Origin of the sequence: Cupriavidus sp. HMR-1 (assembly GCF_000319775.1) — a bacterium.
Lineage (GTDB): Bacteria > Pseudomonadota > Gammaproteobacteria > Burkholderiales > Burkholderiaceae > Cupriavidus > Cupriavidus metallidurans.
Genome location: NZ_ANKP01000145.1, coordinates 1 through 16,928, shown reverse-complemented (window position 1 = coordinate 16,928; position 16,928 = coordinate 1). Strand labels below are relative to the sequence as shown.

General features: G+C 63.8%; 21 protein-coding genes. 16 read left to right on the top strand and 5 right to left on the bottom strand.

The window, feature by feature from the left end; translation table 11 throughout:
• The 3 genes from D769_RS17935 to D769_RS17925 form a co-directional block, all read left to right on the top strand.
• Positions 1 to 599, top strand: a 599-nt coding sequence (locus tag D769_RS17935; RefSeq protein WP_008647783.1) for a peptidylprolyl isomerase, incomplete at its 5' end; no start/stop codon positions are given.
• Positions 600 to 653: 54 nt separating this feature from the next.
• Positions 654 to 1,154 carry a peptidylprolyl isomerase gene (locus D769_RS17930; protein ID WP_008647781.1) on the top strand — a complete coding sequence of 167 codons (501 nt, stop codon included), beginning with the start codon at positions 654 to 656 and terminating at the stop codon, positions 1,152 to 1,154.
• Between the two features lie 68 nt (positions 1,155 to 1,222).
• Positions 1,223 to 2,014, top strand: coding sequence for a UDP-2,3-diacylglucosamine diphosphatase (locus D769_RS17925; protein ID WP_008647780.1), 792 nt, complete (start codon positions 1,223 to 1,225; stop codon positions 2,012 to 2,014).
• 48 nt (positions 2,015 to 2,062) lie between these two features.
• Here the strand turns inward: D769_RS17925 and cysE are convergent, their stop codons facing one another.
• Positions 2,063 to 2,806, bottom strand: a complete 744-nt coding sequence (cysE, locus tag D769_RS17920; protein WP_008647777.1) for a serine O-acetyltransferase — start codon at positions 2,804 to 2,806, stop codon at positions 2,063 to 2,065.
• 330 nt (positions 2,807 to 3,136) lie between these two features.
• Positions 3,137 to 3,982, bottom strand: coding sequence for an RNA methyltransferase (locus tag D769_RS17915; RefSeq protein WP_234706953.1), 846 nt, complete (start codon positions 3,980 to 3,982; stop codon positions 3,137 to 3,139).
• A gap of 251 nt (positions 3,983 to 4,233) precedes the next feature.
• On the opposite strand from D769_RS17915, the gene D769_RS17910 reads away from it, so the two are divergent.
• From D769_RS17910 to D769_RS17860, 13 genes are all read left to right on the top strand, one after another.
• Complete coding sequence (locus D769_RS17910) at positions 4,234 to 5,055, top strand: inositol monophosphatase family protein (RefSeq protein ID WP_008647768.1); 822 nt, start codon at positions 4,234 to 4,236, stop codon at positions 5,053 to 5,055.
• 202 nt (positions 5,056 to 5,257) lie between these two features.
• On the top strand, positions 5,258 to 5,437 hold the full coding sequence (locus D769_RS31195) for a type II toxin-antitoxin system HicA family toxin (protein ID WP_008647766.1): 180 nt from the start codon (positions 5,258 to 5,260) through the stop codon (positions 5,435 to 5,437).
• A 29-nt stretch (positions 5,438 to 5,466) separates the two neighbouring features.
• Positions 5,467 to 5,871 carry a type II toxin-antitoxin system HicB family antitoxin gene (locus D769_RS17905; RefSeq protein ID WP_008647764.1) on the top strand — a complete coding sequence of 135 codons (405 nt, stop codon included), beginning with the start codon at positions 5,467 to 5,469 and terminating at the stop codon, positions 5,869 to 5,871.
• Between the two features lie 182 nt (positions 5,872 to 6,053).
• Entirely contained in the window at positions 6,054 to 6,230 is a 177-nt protein-coding gene (locus D769_RS32380; protein ID WP_008647762.1) for a hypothetical protein, read from the top strand.
• A gap of 274 nt (positions 6,231 to 6,504) precedes the next feature.
• Positions 6,505 to 7,017, top strand: a complete 513-nt coding sequence (locus tag D769_RS17900; RefSeq protein WP_040011110.1) for a hypothetical protein — start codon at positions 6,505 to 6,507, stop codon at positions 7,015 to 7,017.
• Positions 7,018 to 7,162: 145 nt separating this feature from the next.
• Positions 7,163 to 8,167 carry a hypothetical protein gene (locus tag D769_RS17895; protein WP_008647757.1) on the top strand — a complete coding sequence of 335 codons (1,005 nt, stop codon included), beginning with the start codon at positions 7,163 to 7,165 and terminating at the stop codon, positions 8,165 to 8,167.
• Positions 8,168 to 8,190: 23 nt separating this feature from the next.
• A complete protein-coding gene (locus tag D769_RS17890) occupies positions 8,191 to 9,069 on the top strand; it encodes a GIY-YIG nuclease family protein (RefSeq protein ID WP_008647755.1) in 879 nt (292 codons plus the stop codon).
• 193 nt (positions 9,070 to 9,262) lie between these two features.
• Positions 9,263 to 9,634 carry a helix-turn-helix transcriptional regulator gene (locus tag D769_RS17885; protein WP_152415019.1) on the top strand — a complete coding sequence of 124 codons (372 nt, stop codon included), beginning with the start codon at positions 9,263 to 9,265 and terminating at the stop codon, positions 9,632 to 9,634.
• A 184-nt stretch (positions 9,635 to 9,818) separates the two neighbouring features.
• The gene (locus tag D769_RS17880) at positions 9,819 to 11,747 is read left to right on the top strand and encodes a reverse transcriptase domain-containing protein (RefSeq protein WP_008647751.1); all 1,929 of its coding nucleotides are present in this window, start codon (positions 9,819 to 9,821) and stop codon (positions 11,745 to 11,747) included.
• Between the two features lie 45 nt (positions 11,748 to 11,792).
• Complete coding sequence (locus tag D769_RS17875) at positions 11,793 to 12,488, top strand: SOS response-associated peptidase (protein ID WP_008647749.1); 696 nt, start codon at positions 11,793 to 11,795, stop codon at positions 12,486 to 12,488.
• 107 nt (positions 12,489 to 12,595) lie between these two features.
• Positions 12,596 to 13,123 carry a PAAR domain-containing protein gene (locus tag D769_RS17870; protein ID WP_008647746.1) on the top strand — a complete coding sequence of 176 codons (528 nt, stop codon included), beginning with the start codon at positions 12,596 to 12,598 and terminating at the stop codon, positions 13,121 to 13,123.
• Positions 13,120 to 13,872 (top strand): VRR-NUC domain-containing protein, encoded by a 753-nt coding sequence (locus D769_RS17865; RefSeq protein ID WP_040011109.1) that lies wholly within the window; start codon positions 13,120 to 13,122, stop codon positions 13,870 to 13,872. Before D769_RS17870 ends, D769_RS17865 begins: the two co-directional genes overlap by 4 nt.
• Before the next feature lie 8 nt (positions 13,873 to 13,880).
• Positions 13,881 to 15,095 carry a DUF3396 domain-containing protein gene (locus D769_RS17860; RefSeq protein WP_008647742.1) on the top strand — a complete coding sequence of 405 codons (1,215 nt, stop codon included), beginning with the start codon at positions 13,881 to 13,883 and terminating at the stop codon, positions 15,093 to 15,095.
• A gap of 246 nt (positions 15,096 to 15,341) precedes the next feature.
• Here D769_RS17860 and D769_RS17855 read toward each other — a convergent pair whose 3' ends face one another.
• Genes D769_RS17855 through D769_RS17845 form a run of 3 tightly spaced genes read right to left on the bottom strand, consistent with a single transcriptional unit; the run spans position 15,342 to position 16,343 of the window.
• Complete coding sequence (locus tag D769_RS17855) at positions 15,342 to 15,566, bottom strand: hypothetical protein (RefSeq protein ID WP_008647737.1); 225 nt, start codon at positions 15,564 to 15,566, stop codon at positions 15,342 to 15,344.
• Between the two features lie 52 nt (positions 15,567 to 15,618).
• Positions 15,619 to 15,957: a hypothetical protein gene (locus D769_RS17850; protein ID WP_008647736.1), complete on the bottom strand. Its 339-nt coding sequence runs from the start codon at positions 15,955 to 15,957 to the stop codon at positions 15,619 to 15,621.
• A gap of 56 nt (positions 15,958 to 16,013) precedes the next feature.
• Positions 16,014 to 16,343, bottom strand: a complete 330-nt coding sequence (locus D769_RS17845; protein WP_008647735.1) for a hypothetical protein — start codon at positions 16,341 to 16,343, stop codon at positions 16,014 to 16,016.
• Between the last annotated feature and the right edge of the window lie 585 nt (positions 16,344 to 16,928).

The window sequence follows — 16,928 nt, the reverse complement described above, 5'->3', positions numbered from 1 at the left end:
CCCGCCGCATCGTCCTGACCGGCCTGATGGCCGCCGCCACTGCCCTGTCTCCGCTGGCCGCAATGGCCCAGGGCGCCAGCCCCGCCACCGCCGCGCCGAAGACCGAGCGCGTGCAGTTCGTGACGAGCGCCGGCAAGTTCACTATCGAGCTGTACCCCGATGCCGCCCCGAAGACCGTGGCCAACTTCATGGGCTACGTCAAAAGCGGCTTCTATTCCGGCACGATCTTCCATCGCGTGATCAACGGCTTCATGGTCCAGGGCGGTGGCTTTGACCGCGACATGAAGGAAAAGCCGACGCTGGCGCCGATCGCCCTGGAGTCGCAGAACGGCCTGAAGAACAAGGCCGGGACCGTCGCCATGGCACGCACGTCGAACCCGAACTCGGCAACCGCCCAGTTCTTCGTCAATGTGGTGGATAATCCGAACCTCGACTACCCGCAGCCGGACGGCAATGGATATGCCGTCTTTGGCAAGGTGGTAGAGGGAATGGACACGATCGACAAGATCAAGACCACGCCGACTACGGCGTATGGCGCCATGCGCAACGTGCCTGCCGCGCCGATCGTGATCGAGTCGGCCACCGTGGTCACCAAGTGACCCCAGGCAACCCCGAATACAATCGTCATCGCATCATCGAACAGAGGTAACCCCATGAGCAAGGTACAACTCCAAACCACGCAAGGCGCCATCGTCATCGAACTGGACGCCGAGAAGGCCCCGAAGACGGTCGAGAACTTCCTGTCGTACGTGCGCAAGGGCCACTATGACAACACGGTCTTCCACCGCGTCATCAAGAACTTCATGATCCAGGGCGGCGGTTTCGAGCCGGGCATGAAGCAAAAGGATACCGATGCGCCGATCGAGAACGAAGCCGGCAACGGCCTGAAGAACGACCGCTACACGGTTGCCATGGCCCGCACCAACGCGCCGCACTCGGCCACGGCCCAGTTCTTCATCAACGTGGTGGACAACGACTTCCTGAACTTCAGCTCGCCCACGCCGCAAGGCTTCGGCTATGCCGTGTTCGGCAAGGTCGTGGAAGGCACCGACGTGATCGACGCCATCAAGGGCGTGCGCACCGGCAGCTCGGGCTTCCATCAGGACGTGCCGCTCGAGGACGTCGTGATCGAGAAGGCCACGATTGTCGAGTAATCGCGTTTAACGTCGATTCGAACGACAGGCGGCATGCCGCTCGTGGTGAATACAGACATCCGGACCGCATGACCGCTCCCACCCGCACGCCGGTGGCCGCCCCGATCGAGGTGCAGGCGCCGGCGTGGTTCATTTCCGATCTCCACCTGACGGCCGACATGCCGCGCACGCTGGCGGCCTTCCACCGCGTGCTCGATCGTGCGGCGCAGGGTGCGCGCGCGCTGTTCATCCTGGGGGACTTTTTCGAGTTCTGGGTAGGGGATGAGGAAACCGACTCGCCGTTCGCGGCCGAGGTTGCCGCCGCACTGCGCCGGCTTGCCGATGCCGGCGTGCCGGTCTATCTGATGCACGGCAATCGTGATTTCCTGCTTGGCCGTCGATTCGCGGCCAGGGCGGGCGCGACGCTGCTGCCGGACCCATCGGTGATCGCCTGTGCTGGCCATCGCGTGGCGCTCAGCCACGGTGACATGCTGTGCACGGACGACGAGCGCTACATGCGCTTTCGCCACTGGACACGCAAGGGCTGGGTACAGCGGCTGTTCCTGCTGCTGCCGCTCGGCACGCGGCTGTCGATCGCCCGACGCCTTCGTTCGGACAGCGAGGCCGGGCGCACGCGCCAGGACATCGACGCGGTGCCGGTCACCTATGGCGATGCAGCACCGGACGCCGTCAACGCACTGCTCGCCTCGAGCGGGGCCGGCACGCTGGTGCACGGCCACACGCACCGTCCCGCACGCCACACACACGAAGCCGGCGAGCGCTGGGTGCTGACGGATTGGGACCTCGACGGCCGCCATCCACGGGCCGCCGTGCTCCAGCTCGACGACACCGGCTTCCGCGTGCTGCCGCAGGTCGACTGACGATGCCGGGCTCGCGCCGACCGCCACGCCGACCGGCGTGTGCCTCCACTACTTCATCAGCTTGCGCAGCTCGCTCGCGTCGAAGCGGCCGTTTGGCGTGTTCTCGAGATGCTCGCCGAGCCGGTCGAGCGCGGCCAGCACGGCCTCGATGCGGTCATGTTGCCTGGCCGCGTTGTCGATCAGGCTCTTGAGCGCCAGCGACACGGGATCGTCCGCGTTCGGCGTGATGCCGTAGGCCGAGAACTCCTGCTTCGCGCCCTGCTGCGTGGAAGGCGCATCGGGCATGATGATGCGCGCCGGAATCCCCACCGCCGTCGCGCCAGGCGGCACAGGCTTCAGCACTACGGCATTCGACCCAACGCGCGCGCCCGCGCCCACCTCAAAGCCGCCGAGCACCTTGGCGCCGGCGCTCACCACCACGCCGACGCCCAGCGTCGGATGGCGTTTCTGGCCCTTGTACAGCGACGTGCCGCCCAACGTCACACCCTGGTAAATCGTGCAATCGTCGCCGATCTCGGCGGTTTCGCCGATCACCACGCCCATGCCATGGTCGATGAACACGCGACGGCCCAGCTTGACCGCCGGGTGGATCTCGATCCCAGTCAGGAAGCGAGACCAGTGCGAGATCCAGCGCCCCAGCCAGTGAAATCCACCCCGCCAGCACGCATTGGCCACGCGGTGAAACATCACGGCGTGCAGCCCGGGATAGCAGGTCAGGACTTCCAGACGGCTGCGCGCGGCGGGGTCGCGCAGCATGATTGTGTCGATATCTTCCTTCAGGCGAGTGAACATCTTCTTCGTGTCGTGTTGCCGCAGCGTGCGCCGTTCATGGAACTGGTCGCCGCCGAGGTCATTGGCCGGTACTGAGCAGTCGGTGTGGGGGGGACGGCTCTGGCGCGAGACAGCGAGTGTAAGAGATTTGCGCGCCTGCCGCCCCGCCCTGACGACGTCAGGGCTTCTTGGAAAGCCGCCTCAGAACGAGTCTGAAACGACGTCCCGGGTCAGCACCAGGCTCAACATCGTTCCGGCAAATGCGCGCACGCACGCCCCACCACCGGGCGACCAGACGCCGCGCCACGGATGAGGCCTTGCATGATGTACGCCGGGAAAATCGCCACGGAACTAGTCTTCCTTGTTGTCGTCGTGCTTTGCATCGCCCGTCAGCAGCATGCGCTTGGCGATGCCACGCAGGATGTTCACTTCCTCGCGCTCCAGGCCGGTCCGCGCGAACAACCGGCGCAGGCGCGGCATCAGCTTGCGCGGATTCGCCGGGTCCAGAAAGCCGATCGCCGCCAGCCCGGCCTGAAGGTGGCCAAACATCGCCTCGATCTGCTCGGTGTTGGCGGGGTCACCAGCATAGCCGATATCGCCAGCGACGTCCGGGAGCCCGCCGGCCGTTTCCTGCGCCTCTAGCAAGGCCAGCCGCATCTCATAGGCGATGAGCTGCACGGCCTGGGCCAGGTTGAGAGAGGCGTAAGCCGGATTGGCAGGGATATGCGTCACGGCCGAACAGCGCAATACCGCGTCGTTCGGCAAGCCGAAGCGCTCATTACCGAATACGAAGGCGACCGTGGTAGCGGGGTCCGCCTCCAGCACCGACCGCGCCTTGGCCACGGCGGCGCGCGGTAACAGCCTCGGCGGCCCGAATTCGCGCTGCCGGGCGGTCATGGCGACGGTAAAGGCCGTACCAGCCAGCGCGGCCTCGATGCTGTCGACGATCGTGGCGCTGGCCAGCACATCATCGGCACCACTGGCCATCGCGACGGCATCGGGATGCGACACGACTCCCTGCTCGCGCGGCGAGACCAGCACCAGGCTCCCCGGCACGTGCCCGAAGCCCATCGTCTTGATCGCCCGCGCGACCGAGCCCACGTTGCCGGGGTGACTGGTTTCCACCAGCACCACACGCACATGCGCGAAAATGTCTGAAAGATCACTTGCGGCCGCGCCGTTCGGGATCGGATCCATCTGAGAGTTCAACACTTCGGTCATCCGGCGCGTCCCGCCCGTCTCGATCGAGGTTGTCGACTCGTGCGAGAGGCCAGGTTCCTATACAATGCTGCCTTCCAATTGCGGTGCGGCGCCTCACATGGCGACGCACCCCGTTCTTCTACAATTCGTTGTGTTGTCTGGCGGCCCCGGCAGCCCGCGCGATTCGCCCTTGTTTCTGTGGCGTCCCATGTCGCGTCGTGGCGCGGTTGCCCCGCCTGGAGAAATTCATGCATCCGATGCTCAATATCGCCGTCAAGGCGGCCCGCAAGGCGGGGTCCATCATCAACCGCGCGTCGATCGACGTCGACCTGGTACGCGTTTCGCGCAAACAACACAACGATTTCGTCACTGAAGTCGATCGCGCGGCCGAAGCGGCCATCATCGAGATCATCCGCACCGCCTACCCCGAGCACGCCATTCTAGCGGAAGAGTCCGGTCAGTCCTGGGCCGACGGCGAAGAACAGAGCGAATTCACCTGGGTCATCGACCCGCTGGACGGCACCACGAACTTCATCCACGGCTTTCCGCAATACGCGGTCTCGATCGGCCTGCTGCACAAGGGCGTGCCGTCGCAAGCCGTGGTCTATGACCCGACCCGCGACGAACTGTTCACCGCAAGCAAGGGCGCGGGCGCATTCCTGAACAACCGCCGCATCCGCGTCACGCGCCGCGACAAGCTGGCCGATTGCCTGATCGGCACCGGCTTCCCGTTCCGCGATCTGGAAGGCATGGACGAATACCTGGAAATGTTCGCGCTGATGACGCGTAGCTGCGCCGGTCTGCGCCGTCCGGGTGCCGCCGCCCTGGACCTGGCCTACGTCGCCTGCGGCCGTCTGGATGGTTTCTTCGAGCGCGGCCTCAAGCCGTGGGACATGGCTGCCGGCATGCTGCTGATTACTGAGGCTGGCGGTCTGGTCGGCAACTACGCCGGAGAATCGCGCCAGATGGAACAGGGTGAAGTGCTGGCCGGCAACCCGAAGGCCTTCGCGCAGATGGTTCGCCTGCTGGCCCCCTTCTCGCTCGACAACGCGAAGCCCACCGCAGTCTGATCCTTAGCTAGCCCCCAGGCTGCCTCCAAACAGGCGCCATCGGAGAGATCCGATGGCGCCTGTTTCGTTTTGCGCACTTTCTTTCAGAATCTCGCCCGGGATTTTCCGATTCACCCGCCATAAAGTTACTCGCGACACACAAGTTTACTTGCGCCCCCAACACCGTGTGTAGACTTACACACGGATCACCCAGGGCTCGAAATTGCACTCGTCCACGTTGATCCGATTGCTCGAACAGAAGGGGTGGAAGCTGGTGCGCACGCATGGCAGTCATTTCACCTTCAAACATCCGCAGCACATGCTGATTGGGACCGTGCCCCATCCAAAGAAGGATCTGCCGACAGGCACGGTCCGAAACATTCTGAGGACGGCCGGACTATAAGCGGCGCGCCGTGTACAAAGAGGAACGACATGGACTTTCCCATTGCCATTCACAAGGATGCGAATTCGGTCTACGGCGTGACGGTGCCCGATGTGGCGGGCTGTTACTCCGCCGGCGAATCCATCGAGGAAGCGGTCCGCAATGCACGCGAGGCCATCACGACTCACGTGGTGGCACTGCTCTCCCTTGGCGAGGAGGTTGTTCTGAAAGCGACGCCGATCGGCACGCTGATGGCCCAACCGGAGTACGCAGGCGCGATCTGGGCACTGGCCGACATCGACATGAGCAAGCTCGACGCGCGCCCTGAGCGAATCAATATCAGCCTGCCTCGCTTCGTATTGCACAAGATCGACATGTTCGTGGAACGTCGCCACGAAACCCGGAGCGGGTTCCTCGCGCGCGTCGCGCTGGACGCCATCGCGGGCAGCGTCTGAGTCCAGAACGGAAAATCCCAGCAAAAATGAGAATCCGGCACGAAGCCGAGGTGTGGGGTCGCAGTAAAATGCACCTTTGCGCCGTGCACGGGGTGGGCCTGTAATCCAGACGCCACCAGACCGCCGGCAACCGATACACCGGCGGCCCGGCACCTGCGCCGCTTGCCGCCCGAGAGGAATGCATGTCAGAAGCCCTATCCGTACCTGCCGCTGAAGGCGAGAACACCGTGACCGCGAGTGAATCGCCCGACCTTGCCGCGACTTCCGCCAGGGCCGAGAAAGTCGGCAAACAGGAAAAGCCAGAGAAAGCCGAGAAGCAGTCGCCCATGATGCAGCATTATCGGGGTGTAAAGCACTGATCCCTTGTGCAGAGCTTGTGTAAGGCTGTATGCCCGGCCAAAATCGCACCTTCTGATACACCGGGCATACAGATTGATGCGGGCTATTGGCGGTATTTCCGGAATGCCCTGCTGGTCGGGTTTTGCACCGATCGTGAGCCGCTTCCGTCGAGTATGCCCAGCCCCTTGTGCATACTTTCGAGCCGCCCTGCCGAGCACCTGTGGGCGCGATCGAATGTATCCCCCGTGCGCCCGGGTATGATCGGCGTTTCCCCTCCACCACGCTGATCCCCGCATGCCGATCGACAACTGCACCCACACCTTCGACGAGCTGGCCGCCAGGGTCCTCCCTGCTCATCTAGAACGGTTGAAGGCCTCCCTCCAATCACCGATGCCGGCCACCGAGTTCGTGGGGTTCAAGAGCGCCCGCCGCGAGCTGCTCGCCAAGCTAGGGCACTCCACCGACTTCCCCGGCTGCTACGTGTTCATCGACGAGGACCGCCCGGTGTACGTGGGGATCTCCCGCGGAGTGGTCAAACGTCTGGTGCAGCACCTGAACTTCGAATCGCACTTCACCGCCAGCTTGGTCTACAAGATGGCCAGCGAGGACTTCCCACACGAAATGAAGCGCGACCAGGCCATGAAGGACGACCAGTTCCGCGAGGTCTTCCTCACCGCCCAGGGCCGCTTGCGGGAAATGTCGGTCGCCTACGTCCAGATCGACAACGACCTGGAGCTGTACCTGTTCGAAGTGATGGCGTCCATGCACTTCGACACCGACACCTGGAACACCTTCCGCACCCACTGACCGACGGTGAGGGCCTGCCTCGCACACGCTGATGGTTCATCGGTGTCTGCGCATCAAGGGAGGCTCACGTCCTCGTCCTGGCGCCGCACGCTGCAGCTATACTGTTCCGACAACAAGGAAATGCGATTCGAGATCGGGGGCGGGGATGAAGGACCAACAACGCAAAGGCCGAGGACTGTCCACGTGCCTGGCGGCGATCGTGGGGAGCACCCTCCTCCTCGCCGGCTGCGGTGAGCGCTCCGTCTCCGGGTCCTACGTCGCCCACTTCGGCAACCAGGCCGACCTCCTCCAAATCACCGAAACGCCCGACCATCGCTTCACCGGCACGCTCCGTCACGCCGGGTTGAAGAACGACGGCACTCTGACATCGAGCAGCGCGAACGTGTCGGGCTCGGTCGACGGGAACAGCCTCACCCTCACCGTCTTGGAAACACCTCTGCCCATCGGGCAGAACTTCAGCGGGACGGTGACCGGAAGCAGTATCGACATCACGATCGCCAACGGCGCCCAAACGGGGGTCGAGCACTTCGCCAAGGGTCAACCCACCGATTTCGACACCGTGGTGGCCCAGCTCAACCAGGCCGGTCAGCCGATCATCGCCGCGCGCCAGCGACGACAGCAGGTCGATCAGCTCAACCGCCAAGTGAGCGCCTTGACGGACAGCCTGAACCGCTTCGTCGCAAGCGCCCACCAGCACCTCGAACGTCTGCCCAAGGCCCAGGCCTATTACGATCACGCCGTGAGCATCGAACAGGCGAAGCTCGATCGCGCCCAGCGCCTCGAAGCCACCGGGAACGGTGTCGCGCAAGGCCAGGCCGGTGTCATCATTGGTCAGATGAGCGTCGACAAGGCTCAGATCTCGATCGCCGACGATTCGATCGACCGGGTGCAGACCGATGCCACATCGGCAGAGAACGTCCTCAACGGCCGCATTGCTCAGTGGCGCGGGTCCTGCCTGGACGGTGGGAACGTTAAGGTCGGCGACGTCATCCCGGACATGGGACCGTGCAAGGGGCTCGCCCGAGCCGTCGCCGCCTACAACGGGGTACTGCCCCCGCTGCACAATGCGCTCGCCGGTGCGGCCCAAGCGAAGACACACGCTCACGCCCAGCTCGCTACCATCTGGCAGGCTGCGGACAATCTGCACTGAACACGTCCCCAACGGAGGGAACCGTGGAAGGCTACGTCTATGTGATGTCGAACAAGGCGATGCCGGGCCTGGTCAAGGTCGGCTTCACCACCGGGACGCCCGACGAACGCGCGGCGCAGCTCAACGGGACGCACTCGCCCCATCCCGTGGTGGTTGAATATTCGACGCATGTGCCGGACGCGCGAGCGGTCGAACGGGAAGCCCACCTGCGCCTTCGCAAGCACCGCGAGGGAAAGGAATGGTTCCGGTGCTCGCGTGAACTGGCGATCAACGCGATCAAGCGCGCCGCTGGCGACCTCGCCCGGAACGAGTTCTCCCGTGTCGAGCAGGAGCGGCAACAGGCGGCCTACCAAGAGCAAGCCCGGCATCGCCGAGAAGCCGAGAAACGGGTGTGCGACGAGGAGCAACGGAAAGCCGGGTTGAGGATCGCCGTGGAGCAGCACTACGGGCCCCGCATGGCGAAGTGCTTCCCTTCTTTCTGGACGGTCTACGGATGGTCGTGCGTCGCGGCATGGCTCGTGATCGCGTGCTTCCCGGGCGCCACGTTCATGGGCGGTCTGTTCGGGGGTGCCCTTTTGGGTTTCATCCTCGCCTTCGTCGCTTACGGGATCCTCGATAATCGAGCCATGAAATCCCCGGCGTACGTCGCCGCTGCTGCGGAGCGCCAGCGCGAACTGGACGCGATAGACCGATCAGGGCCACCGCCGGCGCCGGCGCCTGCATCGAGCACGTCAACTCCCACCAGACCCATCGCCTCAACCCGTGCTACGGCACCTGCTCCCCCTCTTGTGCGCGGGGACTACACCATCGAGCCGCCGACCGGAACGATTGCCGCGGACAAGTCCCCAGAGCAGAGGGCCCGCGAGCGCGCCGCCCGCGTGAAACCGGACCCGGCCGCGTAGGCTCGGCCCAGTGCCTCCCCTCCACCCGATCCGCCCACGCCCGTGCCACGGTACGGGTTTATGCACGCTTATTTTGGTGCAAAACGCCCGTAAAATGCATTTTGCGTCATCAGTTACAAAGTGAGTCATCTACAAAGACGCAGCCAGACGACACACTTCACGTCATTGGATGACGTGCGGGGAGATTCTGGTTGTGGCAAAGGTGGTCGACGAGCGGAGTGCGAAGGAAATGGTCCAAGGGATCGGTCAGCGGCTGGCCGCTGTTCGTCGGGCCCGCGGATGGACCCAGGCGGTGCTCGCCGACAAGCTCGGCTTGGAAAAGGAGAGCGTGTCGCGCCTGGAAAGCGGCAAGGTCGCGATTTCGATCGAGCGCCTCGTCATGTTTTGTGACGTACTGGACGTGCCGATCGAGGAGATTCTTACCTCCGCGTCCGTGCACCCCACCGACGAAGCCCGCACCCTCATCGCCTCGCTGAAAGGGCTGGCCCCGGCCCAGCGTGCGATCGTCCTCAAAACGGCACACCACCTGGCGTCCCTGCTCAAGAAAGACGAGCACCGAGAATAACGGCCATTGCGGTGGCATAACATCACACCTTAAAATCGACTGCCGCTCCGGGCACCACTTAATCTCGTCCGCGTTAACGCAGACGTTTGCAGCATGGTATCCCCGATCCACCGGGCAACTGGACTGTGCGTGATTGCGCGCAGCAGGTACAGGAGAAAGCTCCCCGGAGCGGCCCTTTCCTTCAATGAACATTCCGAACGCCATTCTGCTGCCGGCCCTCGCCGAAACTCAGGACTTGTTCAACGCTTGGCAGCGCATGAACGTCGGCGTGTTTTCAACCGGTGTCCTCGGTGTCCCGTACGAGAACGTCCAGAAAATCCTATACCCCCACCCGCCCTACAAATCGTTCTTGATGGCGAAACGCAGCGGCGGGTTTCGCCTGATCCGAGCGCCTCGTCGCCGGCTAAAGGTGTTGCAGGAGAAAGTGCTTGCTCATTTGTACGAGCGCGCAGGAACGCCGAAACCATGCGCGCACGCATTCATCAAAGACCGCAGTATCGTCACCAACGCACGCAAGCATCTTGAGCGACGCCCAACGTTCGTCTTGAATCTCGACCTGGAAGCGTTCTTCCCGTCGATCAGCTTTTACCGCGTGCGAGGCGTCCTCAAAAAGGCCCCGTTCAACTACTCGCATGAGGTAGCGACGGTATTGGCGCAGATGTGCGTTGCCGGGAACGAGCTGCCTCAAGGCGCACCGACCTCGCCTTTTCTATCGAACCAGGTGTGCCGTTCGATGGACCGTGATTTGATGGCCTTGGCAAAGCGTCACCGAGCCACCTACACGCGTTACGCGGACGACATCACGTTCAGCTTTTCGGCGCCCAGTCGAGCAGCCCTGCCGGCCAACATCTGCACGTTCGACAGCGGCGTGGTGACACTCGGCCAAGAGCTGGTTGGAATCATCAATCAGCACAACTTCCAGATCAATCCGTCTAAGACGCGAATGTCGACCCGCCGCCGTCGCATGGAAGTCACCGGCATCGTCATCAACGAGTTCACCAACGTCAAGCGTGCGTTCATCGACAAGATTCGCGGCGCCTTGCACGCGTGGGACACGTACGGGTACGACGCTGCACAAGCTGCATGGCAACAGCGCGTGACCAACGGCACTCCCCTCACCTACGAAAAGCGTCCGTGGAAACGACAGACCCGGACGGGTCAAACACCGTCGCTGAAGAACGTCTTGTGGGGAAGGCTGCTGTACGTTCGGATGGTTCGTGGGGACTCGGACGCGATCTATACCCGCCTGGCCGAGAAATACAATCGACTGGTAGCGCGGGAGCGCGACGGCAACACGGACTTCGCCGCGCGAACATTGCCGGTCGAAGCGATCGTCCGTAACGCCGAAGACGCAGAACGCGCCGTCTTTGTGGTGGAGTGGGCAGCAGACTATCAACCGCCCGCCCCTGGGCAACCCACGATGGTGGGCGGCCAGGGCACCGCGTTCGCGTATAAGCAACGCAACCGGCTGATCACATGTGATCACGTTTTCCGAGGCGAAGGTGAGTACCAGCTCGGGGACGGTCCGAATGCCCGACAAATCCCGTTCACGACGGACGTCAACGCGCCGGCGGTGCAGGGTCTGACCGTGACAGCGATCGACCCGGTCTCTGGTCAGCGGTGGCCTTTGCGCGTCGTGCATCGGCATCCGCATCGGGATTTGGCGCTGCTCGAGTTCGAGGGTGCGCCGCCGGCCCATCGTCATTTCGTAGGGATGGAAGCGTCCATCAATCGTCATGCACCGACCCACCTCATCGGCTTCCCAAACTGGAACAACGGTCGACGTGCCAACATTGAACCCGCAATCGTGACAGCGCGTTTTCCACGCACCGGCTTGCAGCGTTTCGAAATCAACCAGTTGATCCGCAAGGGCAACTCGGGCGGTCCCGTCGTTGACGAACTGTTCCGTGTGGCTGGGGTCGCGCAGCAGGGCGCGCAGCAGGACGCCGGCAACAACGAATGCCTATGCGTGCTTGAGTTGGATGCTTGGCTGGCTGAATACGACGCTACCGTGGCTCCCGCTGTGGAGATGCCTGCCGGAGAGCCAGCGGCACCGGCTGTGGCTGCCGAGGTGCCAGCCACGCCCATAGCACCAGCGGAGCCCGCCGCCTAGGCCTTGTATGGGTTACGCTGTCCGTTTCGCCACCAGGAGACATCCGTGTGTGGTCGTTACTCCCGCGGTCAGAAGGACCTGTTTTACGTCGAGCCGCTCATGGCTGACGCGAACGACCCACGTTTCCTGAACGACCCTGAGATCTTCCGGCCGAGCTGGAACGTTTCACCCGGAAGCCGGCAGCCAATCATTACCCCCGACGGTCCACGTCTGCAAACGTGGGGCTACCGCCCTGCCTGGGCCGTCGAGCGCAAGCAGACGATGCTCATCAACGCACGCCTCGACAAGTCGTCCTCCTCCGCCTGGAAATGGATGTGGAAATCGCACCGGGTGCTCGTGCCATGCGACGGGTATTACGAATGGACCGGGGACCCGGGCCGCAAGCAACCGTGGTTCATCCAGACCGCAGATGGCCCGCCCACCTATTTCGCCGGTCTGTCCAGCGTGCGCGAAGGTGCCCCACCGCCCAGCACGCCGGGCATGGTCGACGGGTTCGTGATCGTCACCGATGCCGCCTCGGGCCTGCTGGGCGACATCCACGATCGCCGCCCGTTGGTCTTGACGCTAGAGGAGGCGAAGGTGTGGCTCGACCCTGCCACCACCTACGAGGAGGCGGTACACCTGGCGAACAACGCGGTGAAGCCCTCGGAAGCCTTCCGCTGGTACAAGGTAACGCCCGGGATGAATCGCAGCGGTGGTGGGAACGACAGCCCCACGTTCAACGATCCGATCGACGATTGACGGACCTCCCCCCACCGCCCCGACACCTGTCAACGTTGACAGGCTGGCTCGGGGAAAACCCGCTGTGCTACATTCCTCCGACCAAAAAATGAGAGAGGGCACAGAAGATGGGTTTTGCATTTATTCGCGAAGGCGACACGACCTCGCACGGGGGGCGCGTATTGGCCTGTTCGCCAGAAAACAAGTCAGATGGGGTCCCTCTTGCGCTCTTGGGCGACAAGGTGTCGTGCCCCAAGTGTGGGGGGATCTATCCAATCGTCGGGGTCAAAAATCTCGGCGTGACGTTCGATGGTCGGCCCGTAGCATCCGAGGGCGATACGACCGCTTGCGGCGCCACTCTCATCGCATCGCAGAACAACCCCACTGCTGAACCTACGTCCGGTCCCGGTGCCACTGTCGGCGGTGGAAAGAGCGTTGTGTCCGAGAGCAACACGCAAACGCCCTACCGTGGGCGCTTTCAAGTTCTCGACGACATCACGCGCCAGCCGGTTGCAGGTCATCCGTACACAATCAAATCATCCGACGGGCGAACCCTGGAGGGGAAGACGGACGCCAACGGTTTCACGGAGTGGCTCGAAGGGCAAGAGGCGTCGTCGCTGATGTTCAGTCACCCAGGGAGTGAGAACGAGGTATGAGCGGCTATTCGCCCGGCACTTCGTCCGGGGGTACAACCGGGGGGGCCGGTCAGACGACAGAGGTCGGTCTCATCAAGAACCTGCCCCCCGATGAGCAAGCAGTCCTCTGCGGCACATACTGCAACTGCGAGCGTGTCGGTGCCGCCAACGTTCGTGGACACGTTCGCCGGCAATGGTGCGTCCAGATGCGCCTCGACGCTCTGAACGCACAATCCATGGTGCTGACAGGCGTACCGACGAAGTATCGCCCCGAGCAACCGTATAACATGAAGGCCAATCCGCCCATCCCGATGATGGACGACGAGGCTCCCCTGGAACCGGTCAGTAACTTGCGCCGGTGGATCAACCAGTTCTGGCCCGGCGGCCGCAAGGAGTACAGGGCCGGCGCGGGCTATATCCGACGCCCTGACGTTGTGATCGTCAACGATCCTTCACAGCCGCCGAATCAGTCAAATCTCGAGCGCGTGGTCGAGATGAAGTTTTTTGACGACGGGTACGGGCCGGACCAGGAGGACGATTACCTTCGTATTGCGGGACAACCGAGCAAGTTCGTGCCGATCAACCCCGGCGATTGCGAATGCGGCAGCAAGCAGTCGAAGCAAGAGACGTCGACCGCGCGCGAACCAGCATCGCAGTCCGACCGTGATCTCGACGATCTGTTCGGCACCGAAAGGAAGACAGGGCCTTTCGGTCCGATGTTGCCGCCGGCCCCCATACCTTCACCTGCAGCGGGAGGCGGACTTCTGTGAGCGTCACAATGACAAATGAAGAGATCGAAGCCTGGGCGAAAGATCCCCGGCGCGCCGACACGCTGCCGTTCGGACTCTACGAGCCCAGGCACCGGAAGGCCATCACCGGAGCAGCGCTGGTCGTGCGCGGCGTGCTTTACTTCAATGGCGGATACACCGCCGACGTTCGCGACGCGCTCATCAAGTGCTTCGAGCAATACGACGCCGCCATGCGCACGTACTATCAGTTGTTGGAAGAAGCGGCCGGACAAAAACCGTCGAAGAAAGGGCCGCTCCGCTGGTTCTACGCTGAAGGCATGCAGCCGATGCCGTACGACCAGGCGCCGGGCTTCGCCCGCCTGGCGAAGTCCGTCTCGGTGGATAAGGCTTTCACGTGCGCCATGACGAGTGCCGAAGACAAGGAAGCCACCGGATTTTTTGAGTACACGGTGTTCTGCCAGAGCGACTGGAAAGCCGCTCTGCGTATCGGTCTTGACGTGCTCGATTTCACGGTCCCGCGCGCATTCCTCGTTCAGCAACCAGGCATCTTCGAAGCGATGTTCAACGCATTCGCTGAGGCGCTACCGACCGTTCACGGCCATGCGGGACTCGCGGTCAACCTGCCCCCTATGGGGCGCGAACCTAATGAGGCCGGCGAGTATTTCTACTCGCGGCGGTTTGGCCCAGGGATCGACGTGGGCAACCCCGCCAGGCTGAACATCCGCGCGCTCGAGAACCAGATCAAGACAGTGGATTGGCTTACGGCGCTGAGCGGTCCTCTTGTTCAAGCCGTTGGCGGTGCCACGTCGTTGGCCCTTCCGCCCGATTGGTTCGTGCGTCAGCCCCTCGGTGCCGCCGGCCTGGTCATTCAGGCCGGCGTGGCACCGGAATCCGGTGTCTCCGCTGGACCGGGCTTACCTCCGAATGCGCCGGCCGCGTATGTCGTGCTCAATGCGGCCTTGCGGCCGATTGTGGCCCAGACGCTGGATACACTCCAAAGCGGCACGATCAACAGCACTGCGCCTCTCCTGAACAGTGCGGTGGCTTCGGACCACTGGCTACAGCGCTTCAACGTGCCAGACGATCGGCTCAACGACTACTGGCTCGAAGTGCACAAGACCGCCAAGGTGACGGATGTAAAGGGCGTCATCGCTCAAAACCTGCACCGCCTCCGCAAAACGATGGGGCTCCCAGACCCTGCACCTTCAAACAACATGGGGTATGACGGCGCGCCAGGTGCCTGAACGCTAGAAGTCTGTCCCAGGGCTCCGCAGCCATTGACGGGTTGAACCGCAAGCTCCGCGAGCGCAAGGGGTTTCAAGGTTTTCCGAGTAGCGCACATGGGAAGGGCCAGCGATAAACGCTGGCCCTTCGAGCATTGCAACCGGCGGGAGGAGATCACCGGTCGCTCGTGCTGTACGACCAGGCTCTCACGTCACCTGTTGCACGTCAAGCCGTGCCAAAGCACGGCCCAGAGCCTGGTCCACTCCTTACCCGTAGCGCCGCGCCAGGTGCTCGGCTTGCGCCGGGGTCAGGCGCACAACCATGGACGCGAGCTGAACCTCCAGCCCGCTCCGGCGCAAGCGCCGCGCGATGCGTCGGGCGATCCGAAGCGGGATCAGCCGGGCCTTGCGCCCGATGGCGGTGCCGACCACGTGGCCGGTGCGGTAGTAGCGGACCGAGTACAGCGTCCGGGTCTTGGGGGTGCGGGTCATCGTCGTGCTCCTCATGGTGGTGATGTCGGGCGCCGCAGCACCCGGCTGGGGTTCAGTGCGCCGCACGTCGCTGCTGGTCCAACGCCTTGCCCGGGCTTTCCAGCAGGTAGTCCCGTGCCAGCGTCGCCATCCTCGCGCGGGGCTCGGTGTCCGATGCGCCCACGTCGTCCAGGCGGTCGGCCACCTTCTCCCATTGCTCCAACGCGTAGCGGTGCGCGTCGATGATCGACACCGGGTGCAGGCCCGCCATCAGGGCCCAGGCCTGGGTCAACGCTGCACCGGCCGCCGTGCTGAGCGTGCGCGCCGCCTCGTCGCGGTCCGGGGTGTCGTACAGGTCCCATTCGTCGGCGCTCAGCTCGACGGTGATGCGGGGCAAGAACTGGATGGTCATGGTCGTGGGTCCGTGAGGGTCAGGGTGTGCCGGACGCCGCAGCGCCCGGCCGTGGGTTAGTTCTTCCAGATATAAAGGAAGAAGGCATCCCGATTCGAGGCGTGCGGATCGAAGCCAAACAGGCATTCAAGGCCCGGGGCGATGACCACTGTCATCCCGGTTTCGATGCTGCCCGGTGCGTCGGTGAACCATTCCAGCGCCTGCTCGATGTAGGGGCTTTCTGCGGCCTCGCGCGTGACGTACACCGGACCACCGGTCAGGTCGTAGTGCAGGCAGGTGTCGCGGTCGAGCTTCACCACGTCTGCTTTTTGTTGAGCCGGGATCGAAAAGGGAACGTCCTGGGCCAGGACGTTCGTGGTCGCGATGCGTTGCTGGGTGCGGGTCATGTCTGCTCTCCTGTTGAGTGGGTTCTGCTTCCCGTTTTCGCCGTGACGTGAAAACAGACCAGCCCGGGAACCGGGGCCAGGCCGTCGCCGGATGCCGCACGCCCGAAGGGACCGGGAGAGGACGAGGAGCGCCAGCGATGCCTTGCCCCAACAGGGGAACGGGTTGGGCTACACGTCGGTCGGGAGGCGAAAGGGAGCAGTCGCGCAAAAGGGGAATGGACCCGCACCCAGCGCGGGAACGCATCGCGATGCCGTGGACTGGGTGGTGCGCCGTGCGCGGTTCCGGGGGAAACGCTGTGCGGGGGTGGATGGTCAAGCCGTGCCCAGGCACGGTGCCAGCGTTGCGACGCGCGAGAGCGCGCCGCCTGGTCGGGCAGGACGTTGCTGGGCGAGCTGAACGAGGACACCGTTCAGGGGCGGTACCGGACCCGAGGGAAACACCCGGGGGCCGGAGGCCCGGTCGATCGCTCCCGCGCCATCGCCCAGGGGACGACGCCCTGCCCGCGTTCGAGGCCGAAGGCCTGCCGTTCGAGTGCCCGGGTCCCCGGGCGGTGTTGACGTTGGCGGAACGCCCCGCGCGTTCCG